The following is a 17,533-nucleotide window of genomic DNA, read 5'->3' as shown; positions in this document are numbered from 1 at the left end:
AGCACAGAACATTTGAAACATCAATAGCTAGGCTTTCATTAAGTTTTCATTAAAATTAAAATTCATTATTGACCATTGGTCATTTTTGTGTTATAACTTATCAATGATAAATGACCACTAGTCATTTTAAAAGAAATGGAGGATGAAAATATGATAAGATTTGGTAAGTTCGTTACCAAACACAAAAAATTAATTTTGGTGCTTGGTATACTACTACTAATTCCGTCCTTTATCGGTATGATTTGTACTAGAATTAACTACGATGTACTTACATACCTACCAAAGGACACAGAGACGATGATAGGTCAAGATATCTTAGTAAACGACTTTGGCATCGGAGCTTTCTCTATGGTAATCGTAGAAAACATGCCCGACAAGGATGTAGTAAAGCTCAAAGAAAAAATTAAGGAGATCGATCATGTAAAAGATATATTATGGTATGATGATGCGTTCTCGATCGATGTTCCAATCTCGATGCTTCCAGATAAGATAAAGGATGCCTTTAATTCAGAGAATTCAACCATGATGGTAGTTCTTTATGATGGAACAACTTCTGCGGATAGTACAATGAATGCCATCGGTCAAATCAGAAAAGTTACTGGAGAACAGGTTTTTGTTAGCGGCATGTCAGCTCTTGTCACCGATACAAGAGACCTCTCCAATCAAGAAACACCAATCTATGTATTGATTGCTGTAGCGTTATCATTACTTGTATTATGTATTAGCATGGAGTACTTCTTAGTTCCATTTTTGTTCCTTATCAGTATAGGAATGGCAATTGTATATAATCTAGGAAGTAACATTATCTTTGGAGAAATTTCTTATATAACAAAAGCGCTAAGCGCTGTACTACAACTTGGTGTAACAATGGATTATTCCATATTCCTACTTCATAGTTATGAAGAAAACAAATTACGTTACCCTGATGATAAAGACAGAGCTATGTCTCATGCAATATCAAATACTTTCTCCTCTGTTGTAGGTAGTTCCATTACAACAGTCGCAGGTTTCATTGCTCTTTGCTTTATGAGTTTCACACTTGGAAAAGACATCGGTTTAGTTATGGCAAAAGGTGTAGTTTTTGGAGTTCTTGCCTGCGTAACTGTACTTCCTTCCATGATCCTTCTTTGTGATAAGTGGATTGAAAAAACAAAACATAGAAACTTCTTACCAGATTTAAAAGGTTTATCAACTTTCGTTACAAAACACTATCTTATCTTTGTCGTAGCTTTTGTTGTGTTATTGATTCCAGCTATCTATGGAAATAACCATACAGATGTGTATTATAACCTCGATGAATCGTTACCAAAAGATCTAAAGAGTGTAATCGCAAATGACAAATTAAAAGAAGATTACAATATGGATACCACAATTATGCTTCTTTTAAAGAGCGACTTATCACAAAAAAATGTAGATCAACTAATGTCAGAAATTCAAGCGATCGATGGTATTGAATGGACACTCGGTATTGATAAGCTTATTGGGCCAGCATTACCAATCTCTATGATACCGGATCGTCTTATTTCCTCCGTTCGAAATAATGACTATCAGGTTGAGATCGTAACCTCTAGTTATAAGGTAGCAACAGATGAAGTTAATAACCAAATTGATCAAATTAATCAAATCGTAAAAAAATATAGTAAGGATTCCTTAGTCGTAGGAGAAGCTCCTTTAACCAAAGACTTAATTACGATTGCGGATACAGACTTTAAGACTGTTAGTATCGTTTCCATTGTTATTATATTCCTTATCATTTTAGTGTTATTTAAATCAATCTCTCTACCAGTTATACTTGTTAGCGTTATACAGTTAGCAATCTTTATTAATATGGGTATTCCATATTATACAGGAACACAACTTCCATTCGTTGCTTCCATTGTTATTGGTACCATCCAACTTGGTGCAACAGTCGATTACGCTATTTTAATGACTACAAGATATCGTAAAGAACGTAACAATGGAAAAAATAAAGTGGAATCCGTTACAATTGCACATGAAACTTCCATCAAATCAGTCTTTGTTAGTGCGCTAAGCTTTTTTGCTGCCACCTTCGGTGTTGGATTGTATTCGAATATTGATATGATTAGTTCACTTTGTAGTTTAATGTCACGTGGAGCCTTAATTAGTATGGTTGTAGTTATCTTTATACTTCCATCCATGTTTATGCTCTTTGACCGAATCATCTGCAAAACAAGTATTGGTTTTTTATCAAAAAAAGAAGCAAATTAAAGGAGGAATAACTATGAAACGTTTTTTAAATAAAGCAACTGTTTGTGTACTCTGTACTGCCATGGTTGGAGGTATCTGCTATGTAGGTACTACTTTTTCTAAAAATGAGGGAACCGCTTATGCTGCTACACAGACACATCTAAATGTTAATACATTAGGTAAACTAGACAATTCTACATTTACTACTAACTTAAATGATAAGAAAGAAAATAAGAAAGCAGAAAAAGAAGAAGTCGTATATGTTAAAATGAATTCAAGCGCTGAGGTATCACAAGTAATTGTAAGTGATTGGTTAAAAAATTTTAATACCGATTCCACAATACTAGATCAATCTGATCTTGAGAATATTACAAATATCAAAGGTGATGAACCATTTGTAACCAATGCAGATGGAACGATATCTTGGGAAGCAAACGGTAATGATATATATTACCAAGGAACCACAACAAAGGAATTGCCTTTCGATGTAAAACTAACTTATCTTCTTGATGGAGAAGAAGTTAACGCGAATGACATTGTGGGAAAATCCGGTGCATTAACTATAAAACTTCAGTTTAAGAGCAAGGAACAAGTGCCATTTTCTATTCTTTCTGTAACAACTGCAAGCACTGATTTGTTTAAAAACGTGACTGCAAAGAATGCTAAAGTAATATCTGATGGCGATAAATATATCATTGTTGGTGTAGCAATGAGTGGTGTACAAGAGACTCTCAATTTAGAAAGCATTGAAATTCCAGAAGAAATCGAAATTAACTGCGATGTTATAGATTATGATCCAATTATGTTTCTTAATGTAGTAACTACCGGATTATTATCTGATATCAAATTAGATAATGACCTTGATTTAAAGAAACTATCCGACTCTATGGATACCCTATATCAGTCTTGTGAGGAATTAAGAGATGGATCAGCAACTCTTTCAAGTTCTCTATCCGAATTTCAAGGAAAGTCAGAGGAGTACTTCTCTGGGGTAACAACTTTACTTAATGGAACAAAGGAATATACCGATGGCGTAGCAAAAGTTATCAGTGGTGTGAAAGAACTACATTCCAAATCTAACACTCTTATAGAAGGTATTAGTGCCTTATTAGAAGGTTCTAACTCCTTAGATGCAGGGATAAATCAAGCAAACACTGGGATAACCACCTTAAACAAACAGTTTAAAAATTTAGTTGCGGGTAGTAAATCCTTAAAAGAAAATCTTGCTTCCTTACAGCAATTAGTCTCCGGTATTGCGGATGGGAAAGCAAAAGAAAACGAAGTATTTTCACAGTTACTACAAACTGTCGAAAATAATGAAAAGATTCTTGCAACCTTAAAAGCAGCAAATGCTGATGCTAATATTATCGCAGCTTTAGAAAAAAATACAGCAGCACAACGTCAAATTGCAGAGGGCTTAATAACAAGTGGCAAAACATTAAGTGCTTATCTTGATAAATTAAACGGTGCTGTCACTCAAATTTCTCAGGGTGCAGAAACTTTATATCAGGGTTGTACTTCCACAGACAATGCACAGGAACAATTGAAAACTGGACTATCAAAACTTACAGCAGGTAGCAAAGCATTAGAAGCTGGTCTAACCTCTTTAAATAGTGGTTCCAAAGCATTAAAAACAGGAATTGACCAATTGTATACAGGAGTAACACAGCTAGAAAGTGCAACATCTTCCTTAACAAATGGTTCTGCAAAATTAAAGGATTCCACATCATTAATGACAAATGCAGTTGGTGAGCTTACTATTGGTGGAAAGAAAATATCCGATGGAATGAACAAGTTCTATGAAGAAGGAATAAAAGAAATTTATAATAAATATAATGATACGGTATCTGTATTACAGGGAAAATTAGATACTTTAATCGAACAAGGTGAGAACTATAAATCCTTTACTAACCTAACAGATAATATGGATGGTAACGTAAAGTTTATAGTAGAAATTCAATAATTTAGTTAATAAATAAGGGTTAGTAGATTGTATCAAAGTAAAATAGGTTTAAGGGCTAGCTAGATTGTATGAAAGTAAAATAGGTCTAAGAGCTAGCTAGATTGTATGAAAGTAAAATAGGTTTAAGAGCTAGCTAGATTGTATGAAAGTAATGTAAGTTTTAATAGTGATATTATAATTTATAACAACTTATAATCTGGTCAAGTAACGCTTGACACACCGAACTAAAAAAGGTATGAAACCACTTTAAGATAAAGTTGGTTTCATACCTTTTTGGGTTTTATTATTAATGTTGGAAAAACAATACTCTACCCATGCATCTTTGTTAGTTATTAGTAATTTATATTACTTTACTATCACCAATAAAGAGATTTATTACCGTCCCTGTTTTTTCGGTGATTTCCCTTGTATCAAAAGCTTTGTATAACTAAAGGTAACAAGTAATAATACAACACCAATTGAATTTAAAATTTGTTGTGCATATAACTCCCTCTGGAATATGATAAGAGGATTCCTCTGTAAATAATCTAATAATCTTCCACCTAGGTAAGATATGAGAAAACCATAAACTCCAGAAATCGAGGATATCAGACTTAGCTGAATCATTCGTTTCTTTTCATCCAAGAATTCAAGTTGGATTCCAAATAATCCAATACCAATAAAGGACCACCCACAAGCAGAGAAAAATGCAGCTATCGGTATCATAATATAGGCATTGTTAGGAAGCGAACAAGCTGTCAAAAAGTAATTTAACAATAAACCAAGCAGGGAATATTTAAATACTTTTGCCATACCAAATCGATCTGCAAGGCGTCCAACTTTTGGTGAAATATAGATTCGAAATAGATTCGAACAAAATCCTATTATCATAATGAAAGTATATGGTAGTGTTAATTCTTTAATCTGGTAACTGGAGTTAAACGGTGCAGCTATGTAAAAAGAAGTCATCCATAAACAATTTAAACCTAATGCTTTGCGAAAGTAACGATTTCCAAACGCAAATTTTAATTCCGACATCATACTATCATTAAAATCATTTTTATGTAATGTTTTTGCCCGCTTTGCTAAAGTACCATGCATCTCGTACCCATCTTCATTCGTTAGAGATAGCCTTGGCTCTTTCATAAAGCTAAATGCTACAAGGTTTATGATAACTAATATTGCTATCATAATTCCAATCAATACAAATCCAGTGGTTAAATGACCATTTTTAAAATAATCAAGAATAATTCCTGCAATTAACATAACTGATGCTACTATAAACACAGCAACCGAATCTTTTATTGCAAAATACCGTCCTCGTAATCGACTTGGTACAAGACTTGCTATCCAATCTTGACTCGCTGGTGTTCCTATCTGGGTACAAATCTGCGCATAGAAATATCCTAATACAACCCAAATCATCTTTGCCCGATTGCTTAACGTAAAAAGAGGAATAAAGTAAATAAGTGAAAAAACTAATTTTTGAAGTACTGTAAAGCAAACATAAAACTTATATTTTGGTAGCTTATTAACAAATCGCATCGTCATCAGCTGAAACACTGCTGCTAAGCTGGCAAGTGATGTTAGAATACCTATATTAGCGTCGGAAATTCCAACATACGACATCAACGTTACAATAAATGTACCACCAGCAAGCTGTGCAATCGTTTGATTTGCAGAATCTCCTACCGTATACCACCTTCTGCTCCTCTTTAAGTCCTGCTTATTTTCTGGCAAAGCCATAAAATAAATCCTTCGTAATTTACCAAGCAGGAATTTTGACATTACCATCAAGTTATTCATTGCTACCCCCATACACACTATATCGATTCAAGCAAATGATAAAAAATATTCTGTTTTTGTGAATATGATGTTCTAAGCATAGAATACCATGAATTATTTAGAATAACAATCAAAATAGTAACAAAGTTAAACATTTTCTTCTATTAATTTTAACTATATATTCTCTTATGGATCTGTTTAAAAACAATATTAAAAAATTGATTATCTGTTATATCGATATAATTAAACAATGGGTATTTTTACATCTTTAAAGAAGCAACCTTTCGTAATGTAATTTTATCCGTAGTTGAAATAGAATCACAAAGTAATTTCGAATGAATATCATAACGCTTACGATTGAATTCAACATGATCTTTTGTCTCTGTTGCATAACAGTAGACACAACCACTTGGACATGTATCATAACTTCCAATATCAATGCTTTGCATGCAACCACAAGTTGCTCTTTGATTGTTATCTTTCTTTGCCTTTAACTTATAACCTAAAAGTTCTTCAATCTTTGATTTATCAATACAGCAACCATGCTCAATTCCAAGATGGTCTAATGATATTTCTTCAGAACATGTCATTACAGTCATACGATGTTGCTTTGCAATATTTACGAATTCAGCAGAAAGTTCATATATTTCTTCTTTCGTAACCTCACGAAAAGGATCATTTTTATTCTCACGACTCTTCATCTTACGGTATAAATCTAGAAAACTGATGACCACATGATCGGTTGCTCCATCCAGTGCAGTCGCTATTTGTTCAAATGCTTTTATATGATATTCTACTGTATACCGCCCATTTATCATGATTGGATCATAACGCCATACTATTCGTTCATTCCCAAGTTTTTCTGCCAAGGAAAGAAATTGAGGAATAAGAACTGTACGTTTATCAGGTAGGGAAGGTTCAATATCCTTCCCATAACCTGTTAATGTAAATTGGATATAGTACATATAATCATTTAATTCATTTAATTGTTCAATTAAACCACTTGGGTGTTTCGTCCAAAATACAATACAATCAATATCTTCTTTTCTTAATGGAATTCTACTAACTTGATGAGGGTTGTATGGATTTCTAATACAAACCACCTCTTCTTTTAAACGTTCAAGAAACCATTCCATATAATAATTTGGAATATCCGTTCTTCTGCTAACACTAAGAATCATCACTAGCCTCCTTTCTTATGATAATCACACATAGGAGATTTTAAGTATTGAAAATTTTAAAGTATAGGAATTTTTAAAGTATAGAAAATTTTTAGTATTAAAAATTTTAAAGTACTGAAAATTATAAAGTATAGGAATTTTTTTTAGTATAAGAAATATCAATAAACTCATAAATCGCTATTTGTATACAATTAATATCCTAATTGCTTCCCTACGATAATAACTTTTATTCTATCCTTAATAAACTGCCCGCGAATAATCGTAAAATCATTGCAAATTCTATTTGGACTTTTACAATCCACACAATAACCTAGCGTAGTACATGGTGTTTCTTTCCCAAGTCTTTTCGCATCAATCGGTGCCGCATAATTTCTAACTCTTTTTTCAGCCTCTTCTATATTTTTTACAATTTTATTGATTCCTGTAACTAATATAACCTGTTTGGGACCATATATCATAGGGGCTACTCTACTACCATTCCCATCAATGTTATAAAGTTCACCCTCTTCTGTTAATGCATTTGTGCTACATAAAAATGTGTCCGCTGTAAAGTTATTCAAATAAATTTGCTGTTTTTCTTCTTTCGTAATACCTTCTTTGTATTTATCCAGAAATAAATAATTCCCACGTCGTAAAAAATCAATCGCTCCAGTTTCAAATAGTGTCATTGAGTCCCCAACACCAACTATAGAATTATCTTCCAGAAGGCTTTTCAGCAGTTTATGTAATTCAACCTCATCTTTTACATAAAAACCAGCCATATTACGTCTATTTAGATTTTTAATGGTCCTCTCCACTTGCTTTTCTATATACCATAAAACTTTTTCATCCATTGTTAAAAACCTACTTTCCATTTACTATACTTAATTCTAGATTAGCATGTAATAAATTTACATAACTAATTTGTATTATACATGATAATAATATCATTATCAGTTTGATAAAAAATACATATTTTACAAAATTACATTTATCCGCTATGATAAATACATGTCGAATAAAGTCGATTTGATACAATAATTTTTTTCATTACTTTCGTTGTATCATGACTATGAACAATAATTTATAAGAGAGGTAATATTCATGGAACAAAATGTAACAAAGCAATCGATGCATCCATCGGATCCGCAACACAAACATGTGCTCTGGCAATTATTTAAAGCAACTTTTTTCCTTAGTGCATTCACATTTGGGGGTGGATTTGTTATTGTATCATTAATGAAAAAGAAATTTGTCGAGGAGCTTGGTTGGCTGACCGAAGATGAAATGTTAGATATCACAGCAATCGCCCAATCCTCTCCAGGACCAATTCCAATAAATGCTTCTGTTATTCTTGGTTATCGTATGAAGGGGCTTCTTGGTTCCCTTATTGCAGTTCTTGGTACTTCGTTACCACCTATGGTAATCATCTCTGTAATCTCGGTTTTCTACCAGCAGTTCAGAGAAAATGCTGTGATTGCAACGGCATTACAAGTTATGAGAGCCGGTGTTGCAGCAGTTATTTTCGATGTTGTCCTTAATCTTGCAAAAAACGTCTGCAAAACCAAACGTTATATCTATATTGGATTGATGATAATTGCCTTTGTATTAACTTGTTTCTTTAAAGTTAGCGCCATGTTAATCATACTATCTTGTGTGGCAATTGGTATAATCGATCTAATAGTTCACTTAAAGAAAAAAGGAGAGACCGTATGATTTTTAAATTGTTTTTAAGTTTTATCCAAGTAGGATTGTTTAGTGTTGGTGGCGGATATGCTGCAATTCCATTAATTCAACAGCAGATTGTAGAGGTTCACAAGTTAATGACTATGGCAGAATTTACAGACTTAATTACTATAGCTGAGATGACTCCAGGACCTATTTCCATTAATTCAGCAACCTTTGTTGGTACACGCCTAGCAGGAGTATTTGGCTCCATTGTCTGTACATTAGGTGTCATCTTGCCTTCATTTTGTATCTGTTTAGCGCTTGCTTATTTTTATTATAAATATAGAAACTTTTCCGGTGTTCAGACCATATTGTCCGCCCTTCGCCCAGCTGTAGTCGCTTTGATCGCGTCAGCAGGTATTTCCATCTTAATGTTAGGCCTATTTGGTACCGATCACAATAACTTTGCTTTCTCTGATATTCGAGTAATCGAAGCTCTTTTATTCATAGGTGGTTTATTCCTTCTAAGAAAATACAAGGTAAATGCTATCGCAATTATCTTTGGTAGTGGTGTTATTGGTACAATCTTATACGCTATTTTTTAATGAGCTTTACTTAGACATAATTCAATAAATTGTTTCAGTGGTTTTGATAGAAACTTATCTTTATGATATATAAGATGTATTTTTCTATGAACATGAATATCTTCTAATTGCAGGATCTTAAGAGTTCCTTCCTCGACTTCTTTTCTTATAATCATCTGTGATAAGATAGCGAGACCGCGGCCATGCTCTACTGCAATTTTGATTGCCTCACTGTTTGTACAAGTCCATTTTTTTTGCATTGTAATATCTCTCTCGAGTAGAAGCTGTTCAAACTGATTTCGGTTTACACTACCTTCTTCTCGTGAGATTAATATTTCATTTTGCAATTCCTCAAATGTTATTATTTCTTTCTGATATAATGGATGCGATTTACCTACGACTAATACTAATTCATCCTCACAGATCGGAATTTGTTTCATACCCTTATCAATTACAAATCCTTCCACAATACCTAGATCAAGTTTACAACTGTGAATTAAAGTTTCTATTGTTTGAGTATTATGAATAATGACGCTCGTATCCAAATTACCGTAAATCTCTTCATATCTGTCTAATAAGTCATTTAAAATAGTGGTTCCAACAGAAATACTCGTTCCCAGTCGTATTCTTGAAACTTCACCTGCATTCTTCATCGCCTGTTCTGTATTTTCGAATAATTCAACTGCTTGTCTTGCATAAGGCAATAAAAGTTCTCCCATCTCAGTAATTGAAAGTTTCTGAGAAAGTCGTTCAAATAACTTGACTTGATAATGTTCTTCTAACTCTTGTATTGCTTGACTTATTGCAGGTTGTGATATATATAGCCTTTCAGCTGCTCTTCTCATCTTTCCACACTCAACCACAGCAATGAAGATTTTGAAATGTCTGATTGTCATTTAATTAAGCTCCTTCGACATTTTGAGATCCTATTTTATTTATATTAATTTTTTTTCATATACCAGACGCTTTGTACCATCCTGTTGTAGCAAAATATAACCACAAGGTTGATAACCTTCTCTTATTATTAAATGTTTCATTAATTCATTATTTGGATGAGTGTCAATCCTTATACTTTCCATTCTTTGATTCACACACAGATCTTCTGCTGCTTGAAATAATCTTCTAGCAATTCCTTTTCCTCGGTAACTAGATGAAATTGCTGTACGGTGTATCGTTCCATAGATGGAATTAGGACATTGCCATTCTCCATCATAGACTTTATGATAACTTTCATCTTCTCCATAACAAAGCGCCATATAAGCTATTATTTCCTGATTTTCTTCGAATACATAACCTTGTTCTTTCTTAATATCATTTAAAATAATTTCATTATTCGGAGAACCATTCTGCCACTGGTCAATTCCTTGTTCTTTTAAAAAAGCTTTCGCCTCCTCGATTATCTTCATAATTCCATCAATATCTTTTATAATCGCTTTTCTAACGTTCATAGAAATCCCTTTCTATCCTATTAACTATATTTCTAGGAAACTATATTTCTAGATAAAGATATTCCTAGATAACAATATATCTAGATAACAATATTTCTAGATAACAATATTCCTAGATAACAATATTCCTAGATAACAATATGCCTAGATAACAATATTTCTAGATAACAATATTTCTAGATTGTAATATTTCTAGATAGCAATATTTCTAGATAGCAATATTTCTAGATAGCAATATTTTCTTAATAGTTATATCATTTTTGATAATTATATGTTTTATTTTTTACACCAAGCGTAATGAAATGCTTAACCAGAGCGACGCTGTCAATTACTTAAACACGATATGGATGGTGTGATTTTGATACATTGTATCATATAACTTATCTGATTGCGATAAGAAATACCTGAGGAAAGTGTATTTTTTCGTAAGAAGTGCTAATGAAAGCATAACTCTATTATGATACACTTAATATGAAGTCAGATAATGTAGAAAAAAGGAGACGCCTATGAATATTTATTTTATACGACATGGTGAAACCGATTGGAATGTTGAAAATAAAATACAGGGTAGTAATGATATAGATTTAAATGAAAATGGAATCAATCAAGCATTAGCTCTTGGAGAGAAAGTAAAAACACAAGGATTGCCTATTCACAAGGTATATTCAAGTCCACAAAAAAGGGCACGCAAAACTGCTAAAATATTAAGCGAAGCCTTGCAGGTAGATCATATAGTTAAAGCTGGACTTGAAGAGATGAATCTTGGTCGTTGGGAAGGGTTTACTTGGAAAGAAGTAAAAGAAACTGACAGTGAAACCTTTAATATATGGCATGCAAATCGAAATACAAAAGAAACTCCCGATGGAGAATCTTACGAGGAGGTTCTCTCCCGCTCTATAGCGGCTATACAATCTATCCTAAAAAATGAATCTCAGGATATTGCAATCGTAAGTCATGGTGCTGTTATTAAATGTTTACTATGCTATATTAACAAGGTACCATTTGATCAGATGAAGCAATTTCAAACAGGAAATACTTCTATTACGATCATGGATGCCGCTCATTTTAGATAGAACTTAAATGGCTGATTATTAAGAATACTCTAGCACTTCAAGGATATCGTATCCGCGCTTTGTATTCCAGTAATCAGCCATTTTTGCACTATTAATTTTCTTTCATAGGATAATTCGGGCACTGATATCGTACTTTACTCTTACTGTTTTTTCCGTATTCAATTGCCTTTATCGGACAACCACAGATGCATGCCATACAATGGGTGCAATCTTTTCCCCATACTGGCTTTTTATCCTCTAATTGAATATTATTAAGTGGGCAGCTTCGAACACAATAACCACAGCTATTACAAGAATCGGTTACATAAAAACCTTTTGCTTTTACAATAAACCTATAAAATAAGTTATTTACGATTCCACTGGAAATTTTACTACGAAACTTGATTCTAGGGCTAGTAAAAGACACTTCTTCTTTAATTTTTTTAGAAATATCAGAAATTACAGATTCTGATTTTCTAATAATTTCGTATGCCTCATCTTTTTCAGGTGCAGCAAACACAGCAATGTAGTTTTCTGGCATTACAACTTCTGCGCACCCCATGAATTGAAGTTCCTTTTCAGCGCATAGTTTTTTAACGTATTTTTCTGCTGCGCCGATACTATCGCCACAGGTCAACACAAAATATACTTTTGGATTCCCGTTAAAATGTATCTGTCTGATTAAATCACTCACAACCCTAGGTACACGCCATGCGTATGTAGGAACTACAACTACAAGAGGAAGTTCGGATATAATTTTTTCCTTTGATCCTTTCTTCATCATCTCATTTAAAGAAAGAACTTTATCACCTGTTTCCTTAGCGATAGCGTGCGCAACATAGGCACTGTTACCCGTTCCTGTGAAATACAGTATCATTTGATTTTCCCCTTCCAATTCTAAGATTAGTCATACTTATTTTAAAGGACATCCCATCTCATCTAAACATCACATCAAACTGATGACAGACCATCTGAGCCGCCTTGCGCCCTGTAACAAGTGCAGTAGGCAAGCCACCTGGTGGCATAATCCGATGACCCGCGAAGTATAATCCACTAACACTTTCTAGAAATCCAGAGTAGGTTTTCATTTTATCTCCAGGGCTCATCACACTCATCCAAGATCCACGATAGGCGTTGGTATAGCGCTCATACGTCAAAGGAGTAGCGATGTCTATAACCTCTATATTCCCCTTTGTCTGAGGATATTTTTGACTAATAGCATTGCTATTTCTGTAACCGTCTTTCCTGCATGATTGATTGGTTCCTCGAGCCTCCAGACCGGTAAGATATCGGGGAGCTTCGTCCGAATACCAACGCTTATGAAAGTACAAACAGACGGTTTGGTAGTTTCACGAAGTTCTTTCAGCCATGCGTCTTGCAGAGGTATGTCAAATAATTGATCAAGCGCTGCAATTGTTTCTTGCGTAACGATTACAGCATCGGCGGGTAATATGTCATTATCTAACATAACGCCGGTCACTGCCCCACTTTCAATAACGACACTTTTTACTTTCGTTTTAAGCAGGAGCTTTCCACCTAAGTTTTTGAAGGTTTCCGCCATCCTGTCCACCATTGCTAAAGAGCCACCCTCAGGATAACACCATCGCCTGCGCTAAGCGTGGTTCCACATTTGAAATACTTCGGTTTTCGGATTAGAACCAGTCAGCCAATTTATCGTACCCTCAAACAAATAGCCCTTACGCCTCCAACTGGTACACATCCCGCCTACTATGCTGTGCTGTCCGCAGAGCGTCACCTCAAAACCGCTCCTCTGTGCGTAAATCGCTGCCGATAATCCTGCAATACCTGCGCCGACTACTACAACTTTTTTCATATACTCACTCTCCTTCTTAAGATATCGGTATCTACTACCCAGTCGTTTAATAAGGTAAAATCCCCTACATCAACGCGATTTCTTCAGTGATTCTCTAGAAACACAAAACGCACTTAAAAGCCATAGGATTATTTCTTTACCTATATTGAACGCACTTTCGTTGAATTTACAATCAATATATCATTAGTAGTTACGTTTATCAAGCACAATTAATGATAGTGACCTCGATGAAAATGTGCATAACAGACCACGTTATTAAAGCCTTAAAAATATAGTTTTATTATAATTTAAAAAGTAAATGGTATAGGATAATATATTTTGAAAATACTTATTATCATACCCATAATATTAATTTAAACTGTTTTCTATAGATAGGAAAGGAGTTGCTATGACAAAAAATCCAAATCATAGTTTTCAAAAAGAAGAACTACCACATAGCCCAAGTAAAGGCGTGGTAACTGAGAAAATTGAAAAAGATGCACAGACTAGATCTACTTCGAATGCTACGAAAAATAAATCTGCTATGAAAAATAGAGAATTCTAGTTAAGAAACATAGAGGCTTCGACTCTCTAGACTCATCAGATCTTTGTCTTTTAATTTAACACTTTATTTTCGGTATTTGAGTTAATCGATTAAAGATTCAAGTACAAAGCGATGAAACAATATAATTTTGCTTCATCGCTTTTAATTTAGTTAATTAACCTTTTTAGTTCTCGTTTGGATATAAGCATTTAATACACTTTAAGAATAATCACATACGGTATCACAAACGGTGGTTCACTACTGTTGTTGCTTACTCTCGTATTGGTTTTGTATAAATCCCTACTTTCCAATTAAGATATCATTACCAAGGATATGATTTACCAACCAATCACTTACAAAGCCAAGTAATTCTAAGCATGTTTGCTTTTGATCTTCATCAATGGACTCTAAATCAAGTCCCTCCATTTTCTCTAAAAATGCCTGATGTTCAATTTTATGAGAGAACAAACGCTTATAATTAATGCTCATCATATACTCTTCTTCATCTTTAAAATGTTTCTTTGCATATTCTTTTAAACCATTAATTACTTCCACTATATAATCAAACTTATCATGAATAAAATCATTATTTAATAAATCATATAGTTGATCTGCCAATTCAAAAAGTTTTTGATGTTCTTCATCAATCATTGTAATCCCTGTCATATACTCTGGCTTCATCTCAAACATATTTTTTAGTCCTTTCTACGAACGTGTTAAAACTGCACGGCATGGTGCACCATCCGCTCCACCAAGATTTAATGGAGCAGCAAATAGAAAATAATCTCCTTCCGGAACATTCGATAAATTAATTCCTTCTAGTAATACTACCTCATTCGATAAAAGTTCTAGATGAACCTGCATTGCTGAATCTTCCGGACCTACTGTCTGTGATTCATTTCCAACCAACAATACCCCAAAATGATTGAATTCCTGTGCTGCTTCAAAAGATACTACCGTTTTCCCTTTTAATAGTATTCTTTCTTTCCCTTTTAGCATGATTCGCTGAACATCCTCACTGGTAAGTACACCCTCATGTTCCACTACAGTACACTCCCCAATCACTCGCCTTAAGTCAATTTGATCGACGGTTTTTCCACCATCAATAAAATGAAAAGGAGCATCTATATGTGTTCCATTATGCGCACACATATGTAAAACGGTTAAATTACAGACATCCCCTTTTGTAGTTTCCTTAACCCTTTCATATCTAGGGGCCATATCTCCCGGAAATATGCGGCCAGAGAACAGTTCCTGAGTGATATCATAGATTTCCATAGATTTTTCCTCCCTTTTAACCAATCTGACTATGTTTTTTTCTTTAAAGTAAATTATCGTCTGAGTTGCATTAGAAAAAGGAACAAATAAAGAATGTTACTTCTGGATAATATTTTTTTCTTGTCCCTCATCATTATATCATAACATGATTTTTTTTCCATACTAACATTTAAGAACTTAAATCATTAAATATAGTTACCAAAACATTTGATTTGCCATTATAAATGATTTGAAGCCTCATCCTTCTGCATTTTCCCATAGATTTTCCTATGAAGTAAAAATACCTCCAGTGCTTCACCATGGAATGCATGAAGGTGCTTTAAGATGACGATCAAAGCTATGAAAATACATCCGATTGTTAGTGATTGAATCTTTAATAAATGATAACAACACAAGGAAAAACATAAAAAGGTAAAGATTGAGCGATGCAAATGAGGACGAATTATAAAAAATAGAGAGAATAAAAGGTAAAAGAAAATCAATAATAACACTGGTCTTACTTCAGGTATAAGCCCAAGAAGTACACCAAAAGAAACAGCAATTGCCTTTCCTCCCTTTCCCTTATGAAACATTGAATATGCATGTCCAAGTACTGGCGCTGCCATTACAAAGGAAAATCCATTGTTTGTTATATCAAGCACTTTTGTACTGATAAAAATAGGCAGTATTCCCTTTAATAGTTCACAAAGTAGAACTAAAACGCCACAAAAAGCACCGCCATACAAAAAAGCATTGGCAGTACCAGGATTCCCATCATCACTTAATTCCCGAACATCGATGTATTTGATTTTCTTTGGAATCCAATAAGCAAATAAGATACTACCACTAAGGTAGCCAAACAAACTAAATATGAGATATTTCATCTGCATCCTCTCCACACATTTTTTTCATTAAATGATAGATATCCCTACATGCATTTGGTTTAGAATGTTTAACCTGTGAATTAAGCATTCCCATTCTCATCTGTTCACAATTCATTAATTTCATACCCTGTTGTATCTGATTCTTTAAGGAATGTGAGGATAATGCCATCCCCTTTACAGCAAAAAACTCCATATTGCTCGTTTCACATCCTGGGATTGGAGCTGTATGTACTAGTGGTTTATTCTTTACAATAACCTCAGTTGAGGTTAAGCCCCCTGGTTTTGTATAAACTACATCTGCTGCTTCCATGTACAATGACACATTATTCGTATAACCAATAATATGTACATTCGTATGATATCGAAACCGTTGCTTCATCATTCGAAATAATTTATGGTTATTACCGCAGATGACTACAATTTGTTCTCCTTTCTTGCACTTTCTATTTAGCTCAAACGTAAACAGCTGTATCTTTCCAAATCCCATGCTACCACTCATTACCAAAAATAAAGATCGATTGTTTGGGAGTTTTAAACGTTCTTTTACACTTTTATACTCCATATTTTGCTCATCAAAACTACATATTTTTAGTTCTTGATTATTACAAAAAGCTTTTTTCACTGGAATTCCCAAAGGATAAAGCTTTTCTCTGCTTATCCCCCGCGAAGAAAACTCTTGTATTAAATCTTCATGCGGTATAATATAAGCATCACAGTTAGTCTCCTCCCAGAATGGGATACAAGTATAATCGGTTGCGATAGCTAAGGTTTTGCAACGGAGCAAACTCTTCTTTTTCATATATGTAATAGTTTCCGCAGGATATAAATGTGGTGTTACTAAAATATCCACGGAATGTTTCTTTAAATATTCGCTTAAGTATTTTGCCATCAATGCATTTGCATAATATACGGGAGATTTATGGCGTTTATTACTTACTTTCATTCCTAACTGATAGATAAGTCCAAAAAAATGTGGTGTCAATTTTGCAATAGAGACATAAGCTCCTCCAACAATACGAGAAGTTCTTTCACTGGCTAGCTTCATAAAGTCTATCATTTCAACTTCTTCACCAGAATACTTAAGATATTCTTCTAAAGCACGCCCCGCTGCATTATGTCCCTCTCCTGTATTACAAGAAAGAATCAATACGTTCATACCAACCTCCATGACTTCGCAGAGTATTCCTC

At 33.9% G+C, this 17,533-nt stretch carries 18 protein-coding genes and 1 pseudogene; 6 read left to right on the top strand and 13 right to left on the bottom strand.

The window, feature by feature from the left end; genetic code table 11:
• The first annotated feature begins 150 nt into the window (after positions 1 to 150).
• Both CPHY_RS09870 and CPHY_RS09865 read left to right on the top strand, forming a co-directional pair.
• Positions 151 to 2,229: an efflux RND transporter permease subunit gene (locus tag CPHY_RS09870; RefSeq protein WP_012199932.1), complete on the top strand. Its 2,079-nt coding sequence runs from the start codon at positions 151 to 153 to the stop codon at positions 2,227 to 2,229.
• Between the two features lie 13 nt (positions 2,230 to 2,242).
• Positions 2,243 to 4,171: a YhgE/Pip domain-containing protein gene (locus CPHY_RS09865; RefSeq protein ID WP_012199931.1), complete on the top strand. Its 1,929-nt coding sequence runs from the start codon at positions 2,243 to 2,245 to the stop codon at positions 4,169 to 4,171.
• Positions 4,172 to 4,546: 375 nt separating this feature from the next.
• Here the strand turns inward: CPHY_RS09865 and CPHY_RS09860 are convergent, their stop codons facing one another.
• The 3 genes from CPHY_RS09860 to CPHY_RS09850 form a co-directional block, all read right to left on the bottom strand.
• Positions 4,547 to 5,956, bottom strand: coding sequence for an MFS transporter (locus CPHY_RS09860; RefSeq protein ID WP_012199930.1), 1,410 nt, complete (start codon positions 5,954 to 5,956; stop codon positions 4,547 to 4,549).
• Between the two features lie 239 nt (positions 5,957 to 6,195).
• Positions 6,196 to 7,116: a DUF1848 domain-containing protein gene (locus CPHY_RS09855; RefSeq protein ID WP_012199929.1), complete on the bottom strand. Its 921-nt coding sequence runs from the start codon at positions 7,114 to 7,116 to the stop codon at positions 6,196 to 6,198.
• Between the two features lie 191 nt (positions 7,117 to 7,307).
• Positions 7,308 to 7,949, bottom strand: a complete 642-nt coding sequence (locus CPHY_RS09850; RefSeq protein ID WP_012199928.1) for a lactate utilization protein — start codon at positions 7,947 to 7,949, stop codon at positions 7,308 to 7,310.
• A 250-nt stretch (positions 7,950 to 8,199) separates the two neighbouring features.
• On the opposite strand from CPHY_RS09850, the gene CPHY_RS09845 reads away from it, so the two are divergent.
• Together CPHY_RS09845 and CPHY_RS09840 are read left to right on the top strand one after the other, a co-directional pair.
• Positions 8,200 to 8,811, top strand: coding sequence for a chromate transporter (locus tag CPHY_RS09845; protein ID WP_012199927.1), 612 nt, complete (start codon positions 8,200 to 8,202; stop codon positions 8,809 to 8,811).
• Positions 8,808 to 9,368 carry a chromate transporter gene (locus CPHY_RS09840; protein WP_012199926.1) on the top strand — a complete coding sequence of 187 codons (561 nt, stop codon included), beginning with the start codon at positions 8,808 to 8,810 and terminating at the stop codon, positions 9,366 to 9,368. Before CPHY_RS09845 ends, CPHY_RS09840 begins: the two co-directional genes overlap by 4 nt.
• Here the strand turns inward: CPHY_RS09840 and CPHY_RS09835 are convergent.
• Both CPHY_RS09835 and CPHY_RS09830 read right to left on the bottom strand, forming a co-directional pair.
• A complete protein-coding gene (locus CPHY_RS09835; protein WP_012199925.1) occupies positions 9,365 to 10,243 on the bottom strand; it encodes a LysR family transcriptional regulator in 879 nt (292 codons plus the stop codon). The genes CPHY_RS09840 and CPHY_RS09835 overlap by 4 nt on opposite strands.
• Before the next feature lie 39 nt (positions 10,244 to 10,282).
• Positions 10,283 to 10,795, bottom strand: a complete 513-nt coding sequence (locus tag CPHY_RS09830; protein ID WP_012199924.1) for a GNAT family N-acetyltransferase — start codon at positions 10,793 to 10,795, stop codon at positions 10,283 to 10,285.
• 506 nt (positions 10,796 to 11,301) lie between these two features.
• Here CPHY_RS09830 and CPHY_RS09825 point away from each other — a divergent pair.
• Positions 11,302 to 11,868: a histidine phosphatase family protein gene (locus tag CPHY_RS09825; RefSeq protein ID WP_012199923.1), complete on the top strand. Its 567-nt coding sequence runs from the start codon at positions 11,302 to 11,304 to the stop codon at positions 11,866 to 11,868.
• A gap of 91 nt (positions 11,869 to 11,959) precedes the next feature.
• On the opposite strand, the gene CPHY_RS09820 is transcribed toward CPHY_RS09825, so the two are convergent.
• From CPHY_RS09820 to CPHY_RS09810, 4 genes and pseudogenes are all read right to left on the bottom strand, one after another.
• Positions 11,960 to 12,724, bottom strand: a complete 765-nt coding sequence (locus CPHY_RS09820) for an EFR1 family ferrodoxin (RefSeq protein WP_012199922.1) — start codon at positions 12,722 to 12,724, stop codon at positions 11,960 to 11,962.
• 58 nt (positions 12,725 to 12,782) lie between these two features.
• Positions 12,783 to 12,962: a hypothetical protein gene (locus CPHY_RS21695; protein WP_157668698.1), complete on the bottom strand. Its 180-nt coding sequence runs from the start codon at positions 12,960 to 12,962 to the stop codon at positions 12,783 to 12,785.
• Between the two features lie 65 nt (positions 12,963 to 13,027).
• Positions 13,028 to 13,435 (bottom strand): annotated as a pseudogene (locus CPHY_RS09815) (FAD-dependent oxidoreductase); the annotation flags it as partial.
• A 24-nt stretch (positions 13,436 to 13,459) separates the two neighbouring features.
• Positions 13,460 to 13,681: an FAD-dependent oxidoreductase gene (locus CPHY_RS09810; RefSeq protein ID WP_012199919.1), complete on the bottom strand. Its 222-nt coding sequence runs from the start codon at positions 13,679 to 13,681 to the stop codon at positions 13,460 to 13,462.
• 388 nt (positions 13,682 to 14,069) lie between these two features.
• On the opposite strand from CPHY_RS09810, the gene CPHY_RS21690 reads away from it, so the two are divergent.
• Positions 14,070 to 14,225, top strand: coding sequence for a hypothetical protein (locus tag CPHY_RS21690; RefSeq protein WP_157668697.1), 156 nt, complete (start codon positions 14,070 to 14,072; stop codon positions 14,223 to 14,225).
• A 279-nt stretch (positions 14,226 to 14,504) separates the two neighbouring features.
• Here CPHY_RS21690 and CPHY_RS09805 read toward each other — a convergent pair whose 3' ends face one another.
• The 4 genes from CPHY_RS09805 to CPHY_RS09790 all read right to left on the bottom strand — a co-directional run bounded on the left by CPHY_RS09805 (position 14,505) and on the right by CPHY_RS09790 (position 17,501).
• Positions 14,505 to 14,894 (bottom strand): bacteriohemerythrin, encoded by a 390-nt coding sequence (locus CPHY_RS09805; protein ID WP_012199918.1) that lies wholly within the window; start codon positions 14,892 to 14,894, stop codon positions 14,505 to 14,507.
• 15 nt (positions 14,895 to 14,909) lie between these two features.
• Positions 14,910 to 15,482 (bottom strand): cyclase family protein, encoded by a 573-nt coding sequence (locus tag CPHY_RS09800; RefSeq protein ID WP_012199917.1) that lies wholly within the window; start codon positions 15,480 to 15,482, stop codon positions 14,910 to 14,912.
• A gap of 218 nt (positions 15,483 to 15,700) precedes the next feature.
• Complete coding sequence (locus CPHY_RS09795; RefSeq protein WP_012199916.1) at positions 15,701 to 16,345, bottom strand: glycerol-3-phosphate acyltransferase; 645 nt, start codon at positions 16,343 to 16,345, stop codon at positions 15,701 to 15,703.
• Positions 16,326 to 17,501 (bottom strand): MGDG synthase family glycosyltransferase, encoded by a 1,176-nt coding sequence (locus CPHY_RS09790; RefSeq protein WP_012199915.1) that lies wholly within the window; start codon positions 17,499 to 17,501, stop codon positions 16,326 to 16,328. Before CPHY_RS09790 ends, CPHY_RS09795 begins: the two co-directional genes overlap by 20 nt.
• Positions 17,502 to 17,533 lie beyond the last annotated feature (32 nt).

It is taken from the genome of Lachnoclostridium phytofermentans ISDg (assembly GCF_000018685.1).
Classification (GTDB): Bacteria; Bacillota; Clostridia; order Lachnospirales; family Lachnospiraceae; genus Lachnoclostridium; species Lachnoclostridium phytofermentans.
Note: the sequence above shows the minus strand (reverse complement) of the source record. Positions and strands in the feature narration are given on the sequence as shown.